The 16564-nt window shown below is 35.8% G+C and carries 19 protein-coding genes; 7 read left to right on the top strand and 12 right to left on the bottom strand.

The window, feature by feature from the left end; genetic code table 11:
* Both SB679_RS09945 and SB679_RS09940 read right to left on the bottom strand, forming a co-directional pair.
* A partial coding sequence (locus SB679_RS09945; protein ID WP_410702093.1) for an AMP-binding protein occupies positions 1-1735 on the bottom strand: 1735 nt, incomplete at its 3' end.
* The gene (locus SB679_RS09940; protein ID WP_410702092.1) at positions 1735-2241 is read right to left on the bottom strand and encodes a UpxY family transcription antiterminator; all 507 of its coding nucleotides are present in this window, start codon (positions 2239-2241) and stop codon (positions 1735-1737) included. The genes SB679_RS09945 and SB679_RS09940, both read right to left, overlap by 1 nt.
* Before the next feature lie 727 nt (positions 2242-2968).
* Here SB679_RS09940 and moaA point away from each other — a divergent pair.
* The 5 genes from moaA to SB679_RS09915 all read left to right on the top strand — a co-directional run bounded on the left by moaA (position 2969) and on the right by SB679_RS09915 (position 7344).
* Positions 2969-3955 (top strand): GTP 3',8-cyclase MoaA, encoded by a 987-nt coding sequence (gene moaA, locus SB679_RS09935; protein WP_410702091.1) that lies wholly within the window; start codon positions 2969-2971, stop codon positions 3953-3955.
* A 7-nt stretch (positions 3956-3962) separates the two neighbouring features.
* Positions 3963-5159 (top strand): molybdopterin molybdotransferase MoeA, encoded by a 1197-nt coding sequence (locus SB679_RS09930; RefSeq protein WP_410702090.1) that lies wholly within the window; start codon positions 3963-3965, stop codon positions 5157-5159.
* A 7-nt stretch (positions 5160-5166) separates the two neighbouring features.
* Complete coding sequence (moaC, locus tag SB679_RS09925) at positions 5167-5643, top strand: cyclic pyranopterin monophosphate synthase MoaC (protein ID WP_410702089.1); 477 nt, start codon at positions 5167-5169, stop codon at positions 5641-5643.
* Positions 5624-6232, top strand: a complete 609-nt coding sequence (locus SB679_RS09920; RefSeq protein WP_410702088.1) for an NTP transferase domain-containing protein — start codon at positions 5624-5626, stop codon at positions 6230-6232. Before moaC ends, SB679_RS09920 begins: the two co-directional genes overlap by 20 nt.
* A 71-nt stretch (positions 6233-6303) precedes the next feature.
* Positions 6304-7344 (top strand): ThiF family adenylyltransferase, encoded by a 1041-nt coding sequence (locus SB679_RS09915; protein ID WP_410702087.1) that lies wholly within the window; start codon positions 6304-6306, stop codon positions 7342-7344.
* Here SB679_RS09915 and SB679_RS09910 read toward each other — a convergent pair whose 3' ends face one another.
* The 8 genes from SB679_RS09910 to SB679_RS09875 are packed head-to-tail and all read right to left on the bottom strand — an operon-like array spanning position 7345 to position 13937.
* A complete protein-coding gene (locus tag SB679_RS09910) occupies positions 7345-8259 on the bottom strand; it encodes a bestrophin family protein (RefSeq protein ID WP_410702086.1) in 915 nt (304 codons plus the stop codon).
* A 26-nt stretch (positions 8260-8285) separates the two neighbouring features.
* Positions 8286-8771: a molybdopterin-dependent oxidoreductase gene (locus SB679_RS09905; RefSeq protein ID WP_410702085.1), complete on the bottom strand. Its 486-nt coding sequence runs from the start codon at positions 8769-8771 to the stop codon at positions 8286-8288.
* A gap of 15 nt (positions 8772-8786) precedes the next feature.
* The gene (locus SB679_RS09900; RefSeq protein WP_410702084.1) at positions 8787-11180 is read right to left on the bottom strand and encodes an FdhF/YdeP family oxidoreductase; all 2394 of its coding nucleotides are present in this window, start codon (positions 11178-11180) and stop codon (positions 8787-8789) included.
* Positions 11181-11201: 21 nt separating this feature from the next.
* Complete coding sequence (locus SB679_RS09895) at positions 11202-11552, bottom strand: DUF7009 family protein (RefSeq protein ID WP_410702083.1); 351 nt, start codon at positions 11550-11552, stop codon at positions 11202-11204.
* Between the two features lie 28 nt (positions 11553-11580).
* The gene (gene fdhD / locus SB679_RS09890; RefSeq protein WP_410702082.1) at positions 11581-12459 is read right to left on the bottom strand and encodes a formate dehydrogenase accessory sulfurtransferase FdhD; all 879 of its coding nucleotides are present in this window, start codon (positions 12457-12459) and stop codon (positions 11581-11583) included.
* Positions 12460-12502: 43 nt separating this feature from the next.
* Positions 12503-12919 carry a molybdenum cofactor biosynthesis protein MoaE gene (locus SB679_RS09885; RefSeq protein WP_410702081.1) on the bottom strand — a complete coding sequence of 139 codons (417 nt, stop codon included), beginning with the start codon at positions 12917-12919 and terminating at the stop codon, positions 12503-12505.
* 4 nt (positions 12920-12923) lie between these two features.
* Positions 12924-13166 carry a MoaD/ThiS family protein gene (locus SB679_RS09880; RefSeq protein ID WP_410702080.1) on the bottom strand — a complete coding sequence of 81 codons (243 nt, stop codon included), beginning with the start codon at positions 13164-13166 and terminating at the stop codon, positions 12924-12926.
* 21 nt (positions 13167-13187) lie between these two features.
* A complete protein-coding gene (locus SB679_RS09875) occupies positions 13188-13937 on the bottom strand; it encodes a sulfite exporter TauE/SafE family protein (protein ID WP_410702079.1) in 750 nt (249 codons plus the stop codon).
* A gap of 285 nt (positions 13938-14222) precedes the next feature.
* Here SB679_RS09875 and SB679_RS09870 point away from each other — a divergent pair, with 285 nt between their 5' ends.
* Together SB679_RS09870 and SB679_RS09865 are read left to right on the top strand one after the other, a co-directional pair.
* Positions 14223-14366, top strand: coding sequence for a bacteriocin-like protein (locus SB679_RS09870; protein ID WP_165585210.1), 144 nt, complete (start codon positions 14223-14225; stop codon positions 14364-14366).
* Between the two features lie 28 nt (positions 14367-14394).
* The gene (locus tag SB679_RS09865) at positions 14395-14541 is read left to right on the top strand and encodes a bacteriocin-like protein (protein WP_410702078.1); all 147 of its coding nucleotides are present in this window, start codon (positions 14395-14397) and stop codon (positions 14539-14541) included.
* 300 nt (positions 14542-14841) lie between these two features.
* Here SB679_RS09865 and SB679_RS09860 read toward each other — a convergent pair whose 3' ends face one another.
* Both SB679_RS09860 and SB679_RS09855 read right to left on the bottom strand, forming a co-directional pair.
* The gene (locus tag SB679_RS09860) at positions 14842-15792 is read right to left on the bottom strand and encodes a hypothetical protein (RefSeq protein ID WP_410702077.1); all 951 of its coding nucleotides are present in this window, start codon (positions 15790-15792) and stop codon (positions 14842-14844) included.
* Positions 15793-15827: 35 nt separating this feature from the next.
* The gene (locus SB679_RS09855) at positions 15828-16559 is read right to left on the bottom strand and encodes a toxin-antitoxin system YwqK family antitoxin (RefSeq protein ID WP_410702076.1); all 732 of its coding nucleotides are present in this window, start codon (positions 16557-16559) and stop codon (positions 15828-15830) included.
* Positions 16560-16564 lie beyond the last annotated feature (5 nt).

Genomic DNA, 16564 nt, shown 5'->3' with positions numbered 1-16564 from the left:
CAGGTCTTTTCAAATAGCCACGAGATAAGCCAGCTCCAGATACATATAATTTGCCACTAACCCCAACTGGTACTACCCTCAAATCCTCATCCAGAATATAAACCCGAGTATTAGATATAGGACGCCCGATAGGGATCGTTAAGTAATCATCACGATCTTTCAGTTTGAAAATACTTGTACATACAGAATATTCTGTCGGCCCATAAGCATTGTAATAGTTTATTCCAAGTCCAACTATTTCTTTCGCTTTGACAGGATTTGCAGATTCTCCCGCTGTAATAATTGTCTTTAGATTCTTAAAATCTCCACCTGATAATAATTCCAGATAACTTGGTGGAAAAGTAACAATAGTAGATTGTGTTTTTTCCAAAAATAAAATAAACTGATCTTTATCTTTTTGCTCTTCTTCTCTAGGAATGCATAAGGTTGCGCCAGAGTACAAACTCATCATGATTTCAGAAATGGAAGCATCAAATGCAACAGAAGCAAACCACACGATATTGTCTTCCGAAGTAACTCCAAATGCCCTTATTTGGTCTAAAGACATATTGATATTACTATGATGTTCAACCAAAACGCCTTTTGGTTGACCTGTAGATCCAGATGTATAAATCAAATAAGCAATATCATTGGGATGTATTGTTATATTAAGATTATATATTTGCTCTAATTGAACTTCGTCAGATTCTAAAGAAACATACGGCTGATGAATAGCTAATGCTTGAATACTATTTTTTTTGCTTAACAATAATTTCGCATCACTATCTTCTAAGATATAATCAATTCTATCTTTAGGGTAATTAATATCAATTGGTAAATAAATGCACCCTAATTTTTTAATTGCTAACAAAGAAATCAATAGGTCTTCTGATTTAGGCAATAGAGTTGCAATAACATGCCCATGCCCTATCAAATGATTATTCTTTATATAATGAGCAACTTGATTTACTTTCTCATTAAGTTGTTTATAAGTTAGTTTTCTATTTTCAAAAACAACTGCTATGTTATTAGGTGTATTTTCTACCTGTTCTTCAAATAGTTGAACTATAGTTTTTTCTTTTGGATACTCAAAAGAAGTATTATTAAACTCTAAAAGTAATTGATGACGCTCTTTATTATCAATAAGAGAATACTCTTTACTATGCTTATTGAGGAGGTCTTTATAATTCAAAAGTATATCTATGAAATTTTTTAATAGACTTTCAATAACATAATTATGATAATTTTCATTATAAAAAACCGTGAAAATTATATTGTCTTCTAACTCTTCATATAATAAAGACAGGTCATCTATTAAAGTTTCTGTTTTTTGACAAAATTGAATTGAAAATTCAGAAAAAGATTCTAAATTAAATTTTGAAGAATTGTGATCTTTATGAGAAAAAACTTCCTTAACTTCAGAAGCAGTGTTCTCTAAAAGCTCTTTAAACATTGTTGTACCTATCTCAATCTCCAACAACAAAAAATCTTCCAAGCCAATTAAATGGGATGGATATATTTTAATTACATTGTGATAATTTTCAAAATATTTATTAAGTAGGAAAGAAAAAACTGAAGAAACTATTGAAAATTTTGATAAAGGATTATTTCTTGAAATATTTATAAAATTTTCTAATCTTTCTTTTGAAATTTCTTTTTTGATACTTTTAATATCTCCCTTTGAAAAAACAGCTTTTTCCTTGTGTTTAATCTTGTTTTGCCAAAAAATATTGGATAAAATTTGAATATCAGTCATTATATTAAATGATAAGAATGTATTTCAGCTAAAAGACTCTGTTGTAATGAATCTATTCTTACACAGATCTTCTGCTTATTATCTACTTTTATAATTTCACAATCATAGTTCTCGAAAGGCCCAGAGGTTATTTTCCTTTTCTCTCCTATCTTTAAATCTTGAGTATTTTTAATTTCAACTTCTGAGAACTCATTAAGAAATATCTTAACTCTATTAATTTCTTCATCAGGAACCCTGACTAACCCACCATTAAACTTAATAAATAAAACAACACCTTCTATTGTTAGGGCTTTTAAATAATCTTTTATTGTGTTCAAATAAACAAAAATATAAGAGGTGAAAAGTGGTTTTTCTATGTTCTTTTTACGATCACTCCATTGTGAGAATATTTTATTAAGTGGCAGATAAACTTTAAAGTTTTGTTCTGCTAATTTTTGTGAGGTTTTTTTCTCGTAACGAGATTTGGTATAAATTACATACCATCCTTTAATGAAACTCCTATACATAATTCGTTTATTATACGGCTTCGCCCCTTCAGTCACATTTAATCGTGCTAAATCTACATTAAAAAAGGAATATTTAAACCAATGAAATCTTATATAGAAAGTGACATAAGTATAAATGTCTAATAAGAAATAATTTGTTTTTTACCCTGGTGTTTGTTGCTAAGGTAATACAAAAAAATATATCTAATCAAATTCGTTTGAATAAATTTATATTAATATTTCATAAAGTATTGATTTATAAAAAGAAAAAAATCACATATTAATAAGTGATTTGTTCAATAACACCTTATAATGATAAAAATCACACATTTTTAGGGCAAAACATTTAAGTATTTTTGCATTTTAAACCATCAAATATAATAGTGAAATGCATTTTAAAAATATAAATATTATAAAATACAAGATCAATACGTAAGAAAAAACTTTTCATAATGCTTTCTTAGAAAAGATATATTGAAATTTAAATTATGTGCCATAATCCTTTTATTTAAAATCCTTCTGGGTTAGTGGCATAATTTTATGCTTATATTAGTCCAGAACTGTGCCAGTTTTTGACGGAAAAACAAGATTATACAAAATCAGTAAATCTTCAAAAAATTAAGTACATATAACTGATTCTGCTCTAACTATCAAAAATAATGAAGAATGTTACTGTTTACTCCTAAATACAAAATTGATATGCTTCACGAAAAACAATCAGTATATTTGTATAAGACACTTTCTTAAAATGCTGACAGACAAATTCGGAAGAACAATAAATTACCTAAGACTGGCTGTTGTAGACCGGTGTAATCTCCGCTGTACCTACTGTATGCCGGAAAACGGTCTTACGTGGATTAAACAGAAAGAATTAATGACTGATGAAGAAATGCTCAGAATATGTTCTGTTTTTGCAGAATTGGGGGTCGATAAAATCAGAATAACGGGCGGAGAACCTTTTGTAAGAAAAAATATCATTGATCTTATCGGCAACTTATCCCGTTTGGAAGGGATTACTGACCTCAGTTTAACGACCAACGGGCTTCTTACTGAGCAGTATATTCCACAACTCAAAGAGTTTGGCGTAAAATCTGTCAATCTCAGCCTTGATACTTTGGATGAAGAACGCTTTTTTAAAATTACCCGCAGAAAAAGCTTTAATACCGTAATGAAAACACTGGAAGCATTATTGGAACATGACATCAAAGTAAAAGTCAACACTGTGGTAATGGAACATCAAAATATTGAAGATATCATTCCGCTGATATTTCTCACTAAACAACTTCCGATTGATGTACGCTTCATCGAAGAAATGCCTTTTAATGGAAATGACGGTGATATTTCACTAAAATGGAGCTACCCTCAAATCTATAAACACATCAGTGAACATTTTCCTCAAATAGAAAAAACAGCAGATCCTAAAAGTTCCACGTCATATAACTATAGAATTCATGGATTTATGGGTAATATAGGGATTATTGCAGCGTACACCCGTTCATTTTGCGGAGACTGCAACAGGATACGGATTACTCCTTCAGGCGTACTCAGAAGTTGTCTGTATGAAGGCACAGGAATTAATTTGAAAGATGAAATGCGTTCCGGGAAAACAGATGAAGAACTCAAAAACAGTATTATCAACTGTATACAAAACAAATCCAAAGACGGATGGGAAGCTCAAAAACTGAGTTTAACCGAGTCACAAATTCATCAATCAATGGCTACAATAGGAGGATAAAATGGAAATGATCACCGTACAACAGGCAGAAGATATCATCATGTCTCAATATCAGGATTTTGGTAATGAACCAATTTCTTATGAGGCTGCATTGGGAAGAGTGCTGGCAGAAGACCTTTTTGCAGACCGGGATTTACCACCTTTTGACAGGCCTACTGTAGATGGTATTGCGATCAGATATGCTGCTTATGAGAAAGGGATTTGTTCTTTTGCTATTAAAGCCGTCCAATCTGCTGGTGAACCCTCCTTATCTATAGATTCAGAAAATGAATGTATCGAAATCATGACCGGAGCGGCATTGGACCCTTCGGTAGATGCGGTTATCCGGTATGAAGACATCTCAATAGAAAACGGCATCGCCAGCGTCAATATTGATATTAAAAAAGGCCAGAACATTCATCTGAAGGCAAGAGATAAAAAAATGGGAGACATTCTGATCAAAGCTAACCAGATCATTACTCCTGCCATTATCGGTATTGCTTCATCTATTGGAAAAACCGTTTTATCCGTAAAAAAACTTCCAAAAATTGTCATTATTTCTACAGGAGACGAAATGGTAAGCGCAGAATCTGTTCCTACTCCATTTCAGCTAAGACGTTCTAACGGAATCACCATTCAGGCTGTATTGGAAAAATATAAAATTCATGCAGATATTCTTCACCTGAACGATGATTATGAAGACATAAAAAAAGAAATTTCCCGTTGTATAAATGAATACGACGTACTTCTTATGAGTGGCGGAGTTTCTATGGGAAAATTTGATTATTTACCCAAAGTATGTGAAGAACTGGGAATTAAGAAACTTTTTCATAAGATAAAACAAAGGCCGGGAAAACCTTTCTGGTTTGGTAAAAGCCAGCATCAGAAACTTGTTTTTGCCTTTCCCGGAAATCCAGTCTCTGTATTTATGTGTTTACACCGGTATTTTATTCCCTGGCTGGAAAAATCACTGGAAATTCCTGAATCCGGATTCCGGTTTGCTGTTTTACAGAATGATATTGATTTTCCTTTTCCGCTTCAGTATTTTGCACAGGTAAAACTCAGTGTAAATTCATCCGGGCAGCTAACTGCAGAATCAGTTGACACTAACGGGTCCGGTGATTTTTCACATCTTGCTGACACCCATGCTTTTATAGAACTGCCTATGGAACAGGCTCGTTTCAGAAAAGGAGAAGTGTATACCATATGGAAATATAATTTTTAAAGAATTTATGAAAGATTTTTCTCATCTCAATAAAAAACTGGAACCTACCATTGTTAATGTAAGCGGAAAAGCTGTTACCCATCGTAAAGCTATCGCTAAAGCAACCGTAGAACTTCCCGAAAATATTTTACAAAAGCTAAAAGAAGGTGATTTTAAAACCCCAAAAGGATCTGTTTTTCAAACCGCTATTATTGCGGGAATAATGGCTGCAAAAAAAACGGGCGAACTCATTCCGCTTTGTCATCCGATAGGTCTTGAAAACTGTGAAATAGATATTGAACTGACCGACAGCCATGAAATTGAAATTTACTGCACGGCAGAAGTGGAGGCTAAAACAGGAATTGAAATGGAAGCGCTTACTGGCGCTTCTATAGCAGCATTAACTATTTATGACATGTGTAAAGCCATGAGCCATGACATTATCATTAAAGAAATTAAATTAATCGAAAAATCCGGTGGAAAAAATGATTTCAGAAGAGCATAACAGCATTCCTTCCATTAACGGTTTGGTACTGGCGGGCGGGAAAAGCAGAAGAATGGGAACGGCAAAAGACCTGCTTCATTGGCATGGAAAAGAACAGCGCTATTTTGCAGCAGATCTGCTCGCTTCATTTTGTGATGAAGTTTTTATTTCTTGCCGACAGGATCAGCTGGAAGACTTCGATGAAGAATACAATGCACTTACTGACACCTTTCTGAATATGGGCCCTTTTGGAGGGATTCTTTCCGCGCTGCGCTCTCAGAGGAATAAAGCATGGCTGGTTGTTGCCTGTGATATGCCTTTACTGGATGAAAAATCATTGCAGATTTTATTAGAATCACGAGATCCTGAAAAAGTGGCGACTACCTACAAAAGCCCTTTTGATGGTCTACCTGAACCTTTAATTACGATCTGGGAACCCAAAAGCTATCCTCTTCTGCTGAATTTTTTAGGAATAGGAAATACCTGCCCCAGAAAGGTTTTAATCAATAGTGACACCCTTATTTTAGAACCGCATAATCCTGATGCTTTAATGAATGTGAATACTCCTGAAGAGGCTGAAAAAGCTCATAAATTTTTGAAAAAACAATAAAAAATGCCATTAATGCACGAATTCATTTACTGAAGACTTTCGTGAGCCCGTGGCAATAAAAAGAAACAAGTATGAGTGACCCGTTTGAACGCTATCAATGCCAGATGGTTTTACCGGAGTTTGGTATTTCTTCCCAGGAATTACTTCAAAATGCCAGAGTTCTGATTGTTGGTATGGGAGGTCTCGGCTGCCCTTCAGCGCAGTATCTTGCCTCTTCCGGCATAGGTACGATTGGTATTGCCGATGATGATATTGTTTCTCTAAGCAATCTGCACCGGCAGATTTTGTATACTCCGGATGACGTTGGATTGTTTAAAGTAGATGTTGCTGCTAAAAAATTAGAGCAACAAAATCCTTCTGTTTCGGTTCAGCCTTATCGTTTGAGGCTTTCTTCTTCTAATGTAATGGATTTGATTTCAGAATTTGATCTGATTATTGAAGGAACGGATAATTTTGAAACGAAATGTTTACTGAATGATGCCTGTGTTTTGGCTGGAAAACCTTTAATCTACGGGGCTATTTATCAGTATGAAGGTCAGGTAAGTGTTTGGAATATGTTACAGAAAGATGGTTCGTATTCAACGAATTACCGTGATGTATTTCCTAATGTTGAAGAATCACAGGTTCCCAACTGCAGAGAAGGTGGAGTGATCCCTACCCTTGCCGGAATCGTCGGTTGTATGCAGGCCAATGAAGCCATCAAATATGTAACCGGTTCTGAAGATATTTTAGCCGGAAAATTATGGATGATGAATGTGATGAGCGGCAGAACTCAAATTATCAAGCTAAGAAAAACCTCAGCTCCAATTACAGAGCTGCAACAAACTATTCCTTTAATAACCTTTGAATATTTTAAAGAAAATCGGGAAAATTTTAAAATTATAGATGTACGAACAGCACAGGAACATCAGGACTTTAATATAGGCGGGGACAATATCCCCGTGGAAAATCTACATGATCATTTTCAGATTATTTCTGCTGTATCCCAACCTATTGTAGTCTATTGCCAGTCCGGAAAACGCAGTGCAGAAGCTGCCAGAAAAATTAAAAAAACCTTTCCGGAAAAAGAAGTATTTTCCCTGAAAGGCGGTATCGGAAAACTCCATCCATAATCAGTCTATAATATTTTGAATAGGTTTTTGTGAAGTAGTAATCTGCTCTCCGGCCAGTTCATGGATGGTTTCATCAATCATATGACACATACTGTTCAATGCCAAATCATTCGCTTCTGTACCAAACGGATCTTCAATTTCATCTGCGATGGCTTCAAAGGCCACGAATGTATAGGCTACAAATATCACAATAAACGGCATGAACCAATCCAGCGTATCAACTAATCCAAAAGGCAGCAGCGCACAGTAAATATAAACTGTACGATGTAATAAAACCCGGTAACTGTAAGGAATGGGAGTAGAAACAATTCTTTCACATCCGCCTACTATATCTGCAAGTTTATCTAAATTTTCATCAAAACGGGCCTGCTGTATGGTGTCAATTTCACCTTCGTCTTTTGCTTTCTGAACCCATTCTGCCATCAATCGCATAAGGACAATAGGTTTATATTTTGCTTTCATGACCAGTTCCAACTTCTCTTCATCCAGTCTTTGCTTTAAATCATCATAAGGATCTGTTTTCCTAAGCTGATGTTTCAGGGCAAATATAAAAGAGCTAAGCATCTGAATAAATTCAGGAACGGAAGAGTCATTTTTTATACTTTTCAAAGTCAGTGCCTGACGTGTCAGTGATCTTGCAACGTTCAGTAATGCACCCCATAATTTTCGTCCTTCCCAGAATCTGTCATAACTTACATTATTACGGAATCCTAAAAATAAAGCCAGCACAAAACCAAACAACGTTAATGGTGCCGGATTAAGCGGAATTTTAAACGAAAAAATAATCCCATGAAGATAGGCTACTCCCAAAGATAATACAAAAAGTAATATAAGGCGTGGTAACAGCCGTGGTAATACAGATCCATGCCAGACAAAAAGCATTTTGAACCAGTGTTCTTTTTTTCTTATAATCATATGATTTCTATAATCGTGTCTGGAAATTAATCTTTAACGTGTCCTATTATTAGTGATTCTACCTGGTAAGAGCTGCGGGCAGGCTTTTTCTCGCCCTCCGCAATAATACGAAGCGGACCTTTTTTCTCCAATAATGGTTTGCCGTCTACCGTATCTGCGATAATGACATTTTTATCTGCAACAGAAGCGTCAAGCTCTGCCAATGAAAATAAAACCCGGTATCCGTCTGTACACTTTACAAGCAGATATTTTGAAAAATTTTCTCCATGAAGTTCTTTCCCTGAAGGTACTCCGGCTTTTGCAAGAATATCTGAAACAGCTACCCCCATATACGTATGCACATTTCCTTCTTTATCTTTTAATGATGCTTCTTTTCTGGGCATTTTTGAAAGATCTGATAAAGAAAGTTCCAATGGTTGCTGCACTTCACCACCGACCTTTAATTTATATGAAGACTGGGCAAAAGCAATCCCTGAAGCTAAAAATAAGGTTAATAAAAATATTTTTTTCATGTATTGTTTTCTAAATTATAGACGTTGAACAGCTCCTTTATAGAGCATTTCGTCCACTTTTTTGTACACTTCCGGATCATGTTTTTTTATTTTGATCTTCACATATTTGGAAGCCGGCATATTGCTGTCTTTCACTACATTATTCACTGATACCAATACATTGGTTTCCGGGAAATAAGTGACTGTATTTTTTTCCGGGATCTTATAGGAAACAATAATAAACAGAGGGGCTACTCTTTCTATCCCGTCATCATAATTATAAAGATCTACTTTATCTCCGGCTTTAAATCCAGCTTTATCAATATCTTTTTGGTTCATAAAGACTACACGGCGCTCATTCTTAACACCCCGATACCGGTCATCTAATCCGTAAATCGTGGTATTAAACTGGTCATGGGTACGGGTGGTAGCCATCATATATTCATCATCGGCCAGCTTATTATCCGGTATTTCTGTTAATGTAAATGGAGCACGCCCTCCCAGTTCCTTAGAGAAATATTGTTTATCCCGTGCAGCATTGGGAAGATAGAAACCTCCTTTTTGACGAACACGAACATTATAATTTTCAAACCCCGGAATACATTGCTCAATGTCATCCCGTACTGCATCATAACTATCATGGTAACGCTGCCAGTTGATCACAGATCTTTCACCTAAAGTAGCCATTGCCATGCGGCAAACGATTTGGGTTTCATTCACCAGATTATCTGATAAGGCATCCAGCATTCCTTTTGAATCCTGCACCACTCCCATGGAGTTTTCTGTGGTTACAATTTGTATTTCACCATTCACGATATCTTTATCGCTTCGTCCGTAGGTTGGCAGGATAAGTGCTTCCTTTCCATGGACAAGGTGTCCTCTATTCAATTTGGTGGAAACTGATACCAATAAATTCAGTTTTCGTAATGCGTGTGCTGTATAGGTCGTATCCGGCGTTGCTGACACGAAGTTACCTCCCATACAAAACATCACTTTTATTTTTTCTTCATGAATCGCTTTGATAGCTCTTACGACATCATAACCATGTTTTCTTGGCACTTTAAACCCATAGAATTTTTCGAGACGGTCAAGCTGTTCGTCTGTGGGTTTTTCATCAATCATCATAGTTCTGTTTCCTTGTACATTGCTATGACCACGGACTGGGCAAACGCCTGATCCGGGTTTTCCTATACTTCCCTTTAGTAAGAGTATATTGAGAATTTCACGGATCATATCTACACCATTCGGTTGTTGGGTAAGTCCCATTCCCCAGCTCACAATGATTCTTTTTCTGGAAGCTATCATTTCTGCTGCCTTATAAAGATCTTCTTTAGCAACTCCTGAAAGCGTGGCCAATTCGTCCAGGTTATAATGATCAAACTGTTTCAGGAAATCAGTATATCCTACCGTTTTTTCTTTAATAAACTGATCATCGAATACTGTACCCGGGTTTTTCCTTTCTAATTCAATTAATATGAGTTCAAGGGCTTTCAGCAATGCCATATCACCATTAATCTTTACGGGCAGATAAAGGTCTGCAAGCTGGACGCCTCGTTTAAGGATATCTTTAACACTTTGTGGATTAACAAAACCCATCAAACCGGCTTCCGGCAGCGGATTAACAGCAATTATTTTAGCTCCGTTTGCTTTTCCTTTGGCCAGGGCGCTCATCATTCTCGGAGCATTGGTCCCGGGGTTTTGTCCTATGATTATAATAAGCTCGGCTTCGTAAAAGTCTTCCAGGGTTACCGTTCCTTTACCAATCCCAATCGTTGGACGCAATGCAGATCCTGAGGTCTCATGGCACATATTGGAACAATCGGGCATATTATTGGTTCCAAACTCTTTTGCAAATAACTGATACACGAATGATGCTTCGTTACTCGTTCGTCCGGAGGTATAAAAAGCTGCTTCGTCCGGAGATTCCAGAGCATTGAGATGTTCTGCTATTTTTTTGAAGGCATGATCCCAGCTGATCGGCTGATAATGGGTGGCTCCTTCCGGTAAATACATTGGATCTGTAAGCCTTCCCATTTTACCAATCTGATAATCATCTAATTTAGCAAGATCATAGACCGAGTTTTGTTTAAAAAATTCAGGGGTAACTTTTTTAGTGGTTGCTTCTTCTGCCAGTGCCTTTGCTCCATTTTCGCAATATTCACCCAGTACTGAACGTTCATCATCAGGATCCGGCCATGCACAGCTGGGACAATCGAAACCTCCCATCTGATTCATTTTAAATAAAGCCCGTATTCCCCTGACAGGCGTTTTTTCTTCTAATAAATCACTAAAAGCAGCCATCACAGCAGGAATTCCTGCAGCTGATGTTTCAACATGGGTAAGCTTCAGATCAAGTAATTCATAAGGGTTTTCGGCACTGGGTTCGTTATTTATTTCTTCTTCTATTTTATTTTTATCAATTTCTTCCATGATCCTGATATTTTGAGATGATTAACATTTAAGACTGGGATTCGGGTAGTTGTCACTTTGATCCTCCAGCGTATTATCAATACACACAAAATCCTTTTCTACAAGCAGTTTTACCTCCCCCGTTTGTCCGTCAAAGCCTACTCTGTCTGTTGACACAAACTCATCAACCATTCGCTTAGGCATTTTCATCACCATTCTATTTTCAATAAATTCGGCAGACAATACTTCATCATCCGTTCTTTCTATTACGTAAATAAACGGTCTCTCCACAAACTGGGTAAAGCTGGAAACTATTCCATTTTCTCCTAATTCTGCAACTTCTGACTGCGTCAGACGAAATCTTATTGAGTTATCTTTTATTCTTATTTTCATCTGTTTATTCTTTTGACATGTATGCAGATTACTCTTGGATAATCTCAAGGCTACTGCTTTTATGATATATATTAAAACGGTTATCTCTTAAAAAACCTAATAAGGTAATATCAAACTCTTTTGCTAAATCTATCGCAAGACTGGATGGAGCTCCGATTGCTGCAACTATAGAAATGCCGGTCATTGCTGCCTTCTGAATCAGTTCAAAACTGGCTCTGCCGCTTAAGACCAGGATTTTATGCTGAAGTGGAAGCATATGGGTGAACAAAGCATGTCCAATAAGTTTGTCCAATGCATTATGCCTTCCGACATCTTCCCGTAAAGCAAGCAGATTCCCTTCTAAATCAAAAATACCCGAGGCATGTATTCCCCCTGTTGCACTGAAGTTATTTTGAAAAGACTGTAGTTTTTCGGGCAATTGATACAAGGTGTCAAGCGTTATTTTCTGATGATCTTTTTTAAGATTTTGAAAAGAACTCACCGTTCGTATTGATTCAATAGAGCCTTTTCCACACACGCCACAACTGGAAGTCGTATAAAAATTTCTGTCGGCTTTCATTAATTGAGGAATGCAACCGTCTGCAAGTTCAACAATCACAATATTTTCGCGGTTCCTGGAACATTCTGCCTGAGAATGACTTACATTTTTGATTTGTTCACCGCTGGTAATAATACCTTCCGTAAATAGAAAACCCACGGCAAGTTCACTATCATTACCTGGTGTTCGCATCGTCACAGATATATTTTTGCTTTCTTTCCGGTCTTCAGCATGATAGGAAACCCTTATTTCCAAAGGCTCTTCTACAGAAATATCATCAGCATAGGGAAAACTGTTGTTGTCCTTAACTTTGATAATCTCAATCTTCTGTACTGATTTATTTTCCGATGTATTGGCTTTTATCTCCATAAAGGACTTGTAGAGTAAATATACGAAATTTTATTTTTCAAAATTATGGATGGGCAGAAACCCATTCATCCCCATCTTCAAAAACTTCTTTTTTCCAGATGGGAACTTTCTGTTTTACGGTATCAATAATATAACGGCAGGCATCAAAAACAGCATCTCTATGTCCGTCACTTACAATAATGATCACTGCAGCATCACCAGGGTATAACATTCCGGTACGGTGATGAACCACTACATTCCGCACGGAAAATAAAGAAATAGCTTTTTCCACTATTTTTTGTATTTCTTTTATTGCCATAGATTGGTAGCATTCGTATTCAAGACGGATAACAGGTTTATCTTTGGTCTTGTTACGAACCGTTCCTATAAATGTTGCAATACCTCCGCTGCCCAGATCCTGGGCTATTTCAAGACAGTGAACAATAGAAAGCGGATCTTCTGTTATTTTTATATCAATCATACCTTTATCCTCCACTTACAGGAGGAATTATTGCTATTTCGTTTGTACTGGTTATCACCTGATCTTCTTCTGCATATTCTTCATCAATGGCAATAAAATAAGAATTCAGCTTTTTAAGCCCCGGAAAATCTTCTTCCAGGATATTCTTTAATTGTCTTACATTCAATCCTTCATCTACCTCGATTTCTTTTTCTGGGGTTCCGAAAATATCTTTCGTTATTCCGAAAGCTAATATTTTTAGTTTCATTGTTAATTTTTTCACCTGGATTTACCAGTATTTTATTAGAATATTTATCCCCGCCACCAAAACAAGAACTGCTGTCACTCTTTTGATGATTAAAGGATTCCATTTCAGAGACATTCTGGAGCCTATCTGCCCACCCATAAATACAGCCAAGCATAAACTCAGGATTCTGAAATAATCTATATCCACAGATAATTTCGACACCTGTCCAAAAATGCCTGATATTGAATTCACCAGTATAAATACACTGGAAGTTGCTGCAATTTTCCGGGGTGTATCCCATTTAAGCAGATTAAGTAATGGGGAGAGAAAAATTCCGCCGCCAATTCCTACCAATCCGGATAAAAATCCTATCCCTCCACCCAGAAAACTATTTCTAAGGATTGCAGGTTTGGAAGCTTCTACCGAATTTTCTTCTTTCTTCACGTCTGTTTTTACCCATAATAGTACAGCAGCGATCACTAAAGTGATTCCTAAAATCAAAAAGAAAGTTTCCTGACTGATTTTTAATATGGCTCCTAAATATGCCATAGGTACGCTGACAAGGGTAATGGGGAGTATTTTTTTCCAGTCAACCTGTTTGTTTTTAATATAAATATAAACACCACCTACTACCACGATAACGTTACAGATTAATGCTGTTATACGTATCTCCTGATATGGAAGACTGTACATCGCCAAAACAGCCAGATAGCTGGACCCGCCGCCAAATCCTACAGAGGAATACACGAAAGCGATGATCAAAAAAAATAAAAAAATTTCCCAGTGCCCCATAACATTTCACCAATTATTTCTACTACAATAATACTGATTTTAGTATTTATTCTATGTAAATCCCCCAAAAGTAAATGCAGTAATTTTTGAAAAAATGTCGAAAAACAAAGATCGGCAAGATCAAATTTAAAATTTCTGACTTCAATCATCTGTTATACCAGCAGTATCAATATTCTAAGGTCTATTTTCAGGAAATGGTAAATATCCCGAATAAACATTTTTAAGATAATTTCACTTCAATTGACGAAAATTTATTAATTTCGGATAGAACTAAACCTAAATATTATGAAAAATTTAAAAAAAATCGAAAGACAGGAAATGAAAGCAATTAGCGGTGGTATTAACTGTCCGGGTGGTCAACTCTGTTTAATCAGCGGGAAATGGCAATGCATGCCGTATGACGGATGTGGTGGTGGAAATCAGCCTTAATTTTTAAGTTTACCTAAATTATTTGATTATGAAAAATTGTAAGAAAATTTCAAGAGATCAGTTGAAAAATATCAATGGCGGAGCATTAACCTGCTCTGAAACATGCTGCCCGCCTCCAGGGAAAAAAAGATGCCCCTGGGTGGTTTGTGTAGCACCTTGTGATATATTAAGTTAGGAACTAAAAGTTATCAATTCTGATATCTATAGTGAAGATATTCATTACTTAATAAGTGAATTAGTTGATGAAAACTTTCATAACTAATTAGTTCGTGTATGTACAAAATAATACACATCATTCAGGAATAAAAAAGCCTTAGAATCTTTGATTCTAAGGCTTTTTTATTCATAATCAGTAGTAATTATTCTACGAGTATTTGTCATATCGACCATATTACTATTTGATATTATTTTAACGTTAGTAACATCAGTAAACAATATTTTTTAATTTACGACTGTAGAATTTAGCAGTAATTTATTAGACATTTTGTCTGCCTAGCATTCTGCCCATGCTCCCATCTTTGTTTAGCGTGTAAGCTACGCTATATTGCTCTCCCAAAACTATCATTTCTAAACGGGCACATCTAAAAAGCCTACCTCCTAAGCTCACACAATAACGCCTGGAAATTAAATCGTTGGTTTTGTATCCGGTATCAATTTTAAATATTTCGGTTACAATGCCCGAAACAACAACTTTTTCCCTGCTTACTAAAGATTTAGAAATAAGATACAAATTGGGTGTAAAAGGAAGCGCATTAAAGATAATAACCAGCATAAAGACACTAAAACTCCCTGCTATGAAGTAAAACACAGCAAGAATAATCAAATCGAACAAGACTATTCCAAGAGTAGGTTTTAGCAATTTAAATGTATTTTTTCTCAGATAAGTTATATCGCTGGCCTCTAAAGGCAAGTGTATCTCTTTGTTGTGCTCTAATTTTGGATAGTCGATCGTAAACAGCAATTGAATTTCTGGCAGGCAGTTAATAACCACTTCTTGATCGGGATAAAATTCAAGTGCATTGGTATCATACTTCTGTATATAAAGACCTACACCTAAAAATGCTTTGAGCGCATAACTTTCTGCATCAACCTGATACACAAGGATCCTGCTTTCGGACCGTACATTGATCAATTTTCCGACTACGACCAACTTCTGATTGTCTTTAATGATTTTAAAAGCCTTCTGCATGATAACTAATTTTTCTCTGGCATATAAAAAAGGAAGTGCTAATGTGGTTAAAACCAGAAAAGAAGTCATAAGCAGAAATACCGTTTCTTTATACTCAACTGCCCGTACCGAGCAAAGAAAAAATAGTATAGATAAAAATGGGGTCAGTAAAAGAACCAGTCCAACCAGATTAATTGTAAAAATCTTTCTTACAACTGTTTTTTCTTCCGTAGTTAATATGACCTTTTTAATTTCCATCCATTGTCAATTTATTGTTGTTCTTATTTACTGAATTAGTGGTTAGTTGTCTTTTCTTTTTTTAAATGAGTTATTGTATTAACTCTCATAGGATTATAGAGATAATCTACAACAGTTCCTTCAATGGGTTTGTCAGCCTCCTCTAAATAATCCAGCACATTTCCATTAGGATCAGCCTTGTTTAATTTAGCTGTACCGATCAGTTTACCTTCAGCATCATAACTTTTCACGATTTTATCCTTAAAATAAGTTTCCTTTCTAATCCCTTTAATATCTCCGTCAAAAATAATTTCAACCGTTAGCTTTTCTCTTACAGTCTTTAAAGCGGTATCATAATCTGGTGATCCTTCAGTATCCCCTTTATAATAAAACATAAGAGCATGAACCTCCTTATTATTAAGATAAACGGCTTTCCCTTTTACTTTTCCATTTTCGTCAAAAGAATTAACCTCTCCATTGATGATTCCATTTTTGAGTACTGCCGATTCTATCAGCTGTCCATTTTCAGCATAGAACTTAGCCACACCATCAAATTTCTTTTCAGTCTTAGAAGTAGATAGAGCCTCAAAATAGAGTTTTCCGGATTTATAATAATCTTTAAATAAATACTTGCTTCCGCTAGGCTCGGGTGGCAGTGTATAGTACACCATCTCTTTTTTGGAAACAGGCTGCCAGTTTTTATCAAAATAAATAATATCAGTCTGATTATTAGGAAAGCTCCCTACATAAAAAAGCTTAAAAATGATTAAAAAAGGAATTACAGGCATAATGA

The sequence above is a fragment of the Chryseobacterium sp. SIMBA_029 genome (genome assembly GCF_046535275.1).
In the GTDB taxonomy this organism is placed as follows: domain Bacteria; phylum Bacteroidota; class Bacteroidia; order Flavobacteriales; family Weeksellaceae; genus Chryseobacterium.
The sequence above is the reverse complement of the archived record's forward strand: the minus strand, read 5'-3'. Positions and strand labels throughout refer to the sequence as shown.

Bases quoted from the DNA above. Each gene is read 5' to 3' on its own strand.
- SB679_RS09940 (WP_410702092.1), bottom strand. From the start codon at position 2,241: ATGTATAGGAGTTTCATTAAAGGATGGTATGTAATTTATACCAAATCT.
- moaA (WP_410702091.1), top strand. From the start codon at position 2,969: ATGCTGACAGACAAATTCGGAAGAACAATAAATTACCTAAGACTGGCT.
- SB679_RS09930 (WP_410702090.1), top strand. From the start codon at position 3,963: ATGATCACCGTACAACAGGCAGAAGATATCATCATGTCTCAATATCAG.
- moaC (WP_410702089.1), top strand. From the start codon at position 5,167: ATGAAAGATTTTTCTCATCTCAATAAAAAACTGGAACCTACCATTGTT.
- SB679_RS09920 (WP_410702088.1), top strand. From the start codon at position 5,624: ATGATTTCAGAAGAGCATAACAGCATTCCTTCCATTAACGGTTTGGTA.
- SB679_RS09915 (WP_410702087.1), top strand. From the start codon at position 6,304: ATGAGTGACCCGTTTGAACGCTATCAATGCCAGATGGTTTTACCGGAG.
- SB679_RS09910 (WP_410702086.1), bottom strand. From the start codon at position 8,259: ATGATTATAAGAAAAAAAGAACACTGGTTCAAAATGCTTTTTGTCTGG.
- SB679_RS09905 (WP_410702085.1), bottom strand. From the start codon at position 8,771: ATGAAAAAAATATTTTTATTAACCTTATTTTTAGCTTCAGGGATTGCT.
- SB679_RS09900 (WP_410702084.1), bottom strand. From the start codon at position 11,180: ATGGAAGAAATTGATAAAAATAAAATAGAAGAAGAAATAAATAACGAA.
- SB679_RS09895 (WP_410702083.1), bottom strand. From the start codon at position 11,552: ATGAAAATAAGAATAAAAGATAACTCAATAAGATTTCGTCTGACGCAG.
- fdhD (WP_410702082.1), bottom strand. From the start codon at position 12,459: ATGGAGATAAAAGCCAATACATCGGAAAATAAATCAGTACAGAAGATT.
- SB679_RS09885 (WP_410702081.1), bottom strand. From the start codon at position 12,919: ATGATTGATATAAAAATAACAGAAGATCCGCTTTCTATTGTTCACTGT.
- SB679_RS09880 (WP_410702080.1), bottom strand. From the start codon at position 13,166: ATGAAACTAAAAATATTAGCTTTCGGAATAACGAAAGATATTTTCGGA.
- SB679_RS09875 (WP_410702079.1), bottom strand. From the start codon at position 13,937: ATGGGGCACTGGGAAATTTTTTTATTTTTTTTGATCATCGCTTTCGTG.
- SB679_RS09870 (WP_165585210.1), top strand. From the start codon at position 14,223: ATGAAAAATTTAAAAAAAATCGAAAGACAGGAAATGAAAGCAATTAGC.
- SB679_RS09865 (WP_410702078.1), top strand. From the start codon at position 14,395: ATGAAAAATTGTAAGAAAATTTCAAGAGATCAGTTGAAAAATATCAAT.
- SB679_RS09860 (WP_410702077.1), bottom strand. From the start codon at position 15,792: ATGGAAATTAAAAAGGTCATATTAACTACGGAAGAAAAAACAGTTGTA.
- SB679_RS09855 (WP_410702076.1), bottom strand. From the start codon at position 16,559: ATGCCTGTAATTCCTTTTTTAATCATTTTTAAGCTTTTTTATGTAGGG.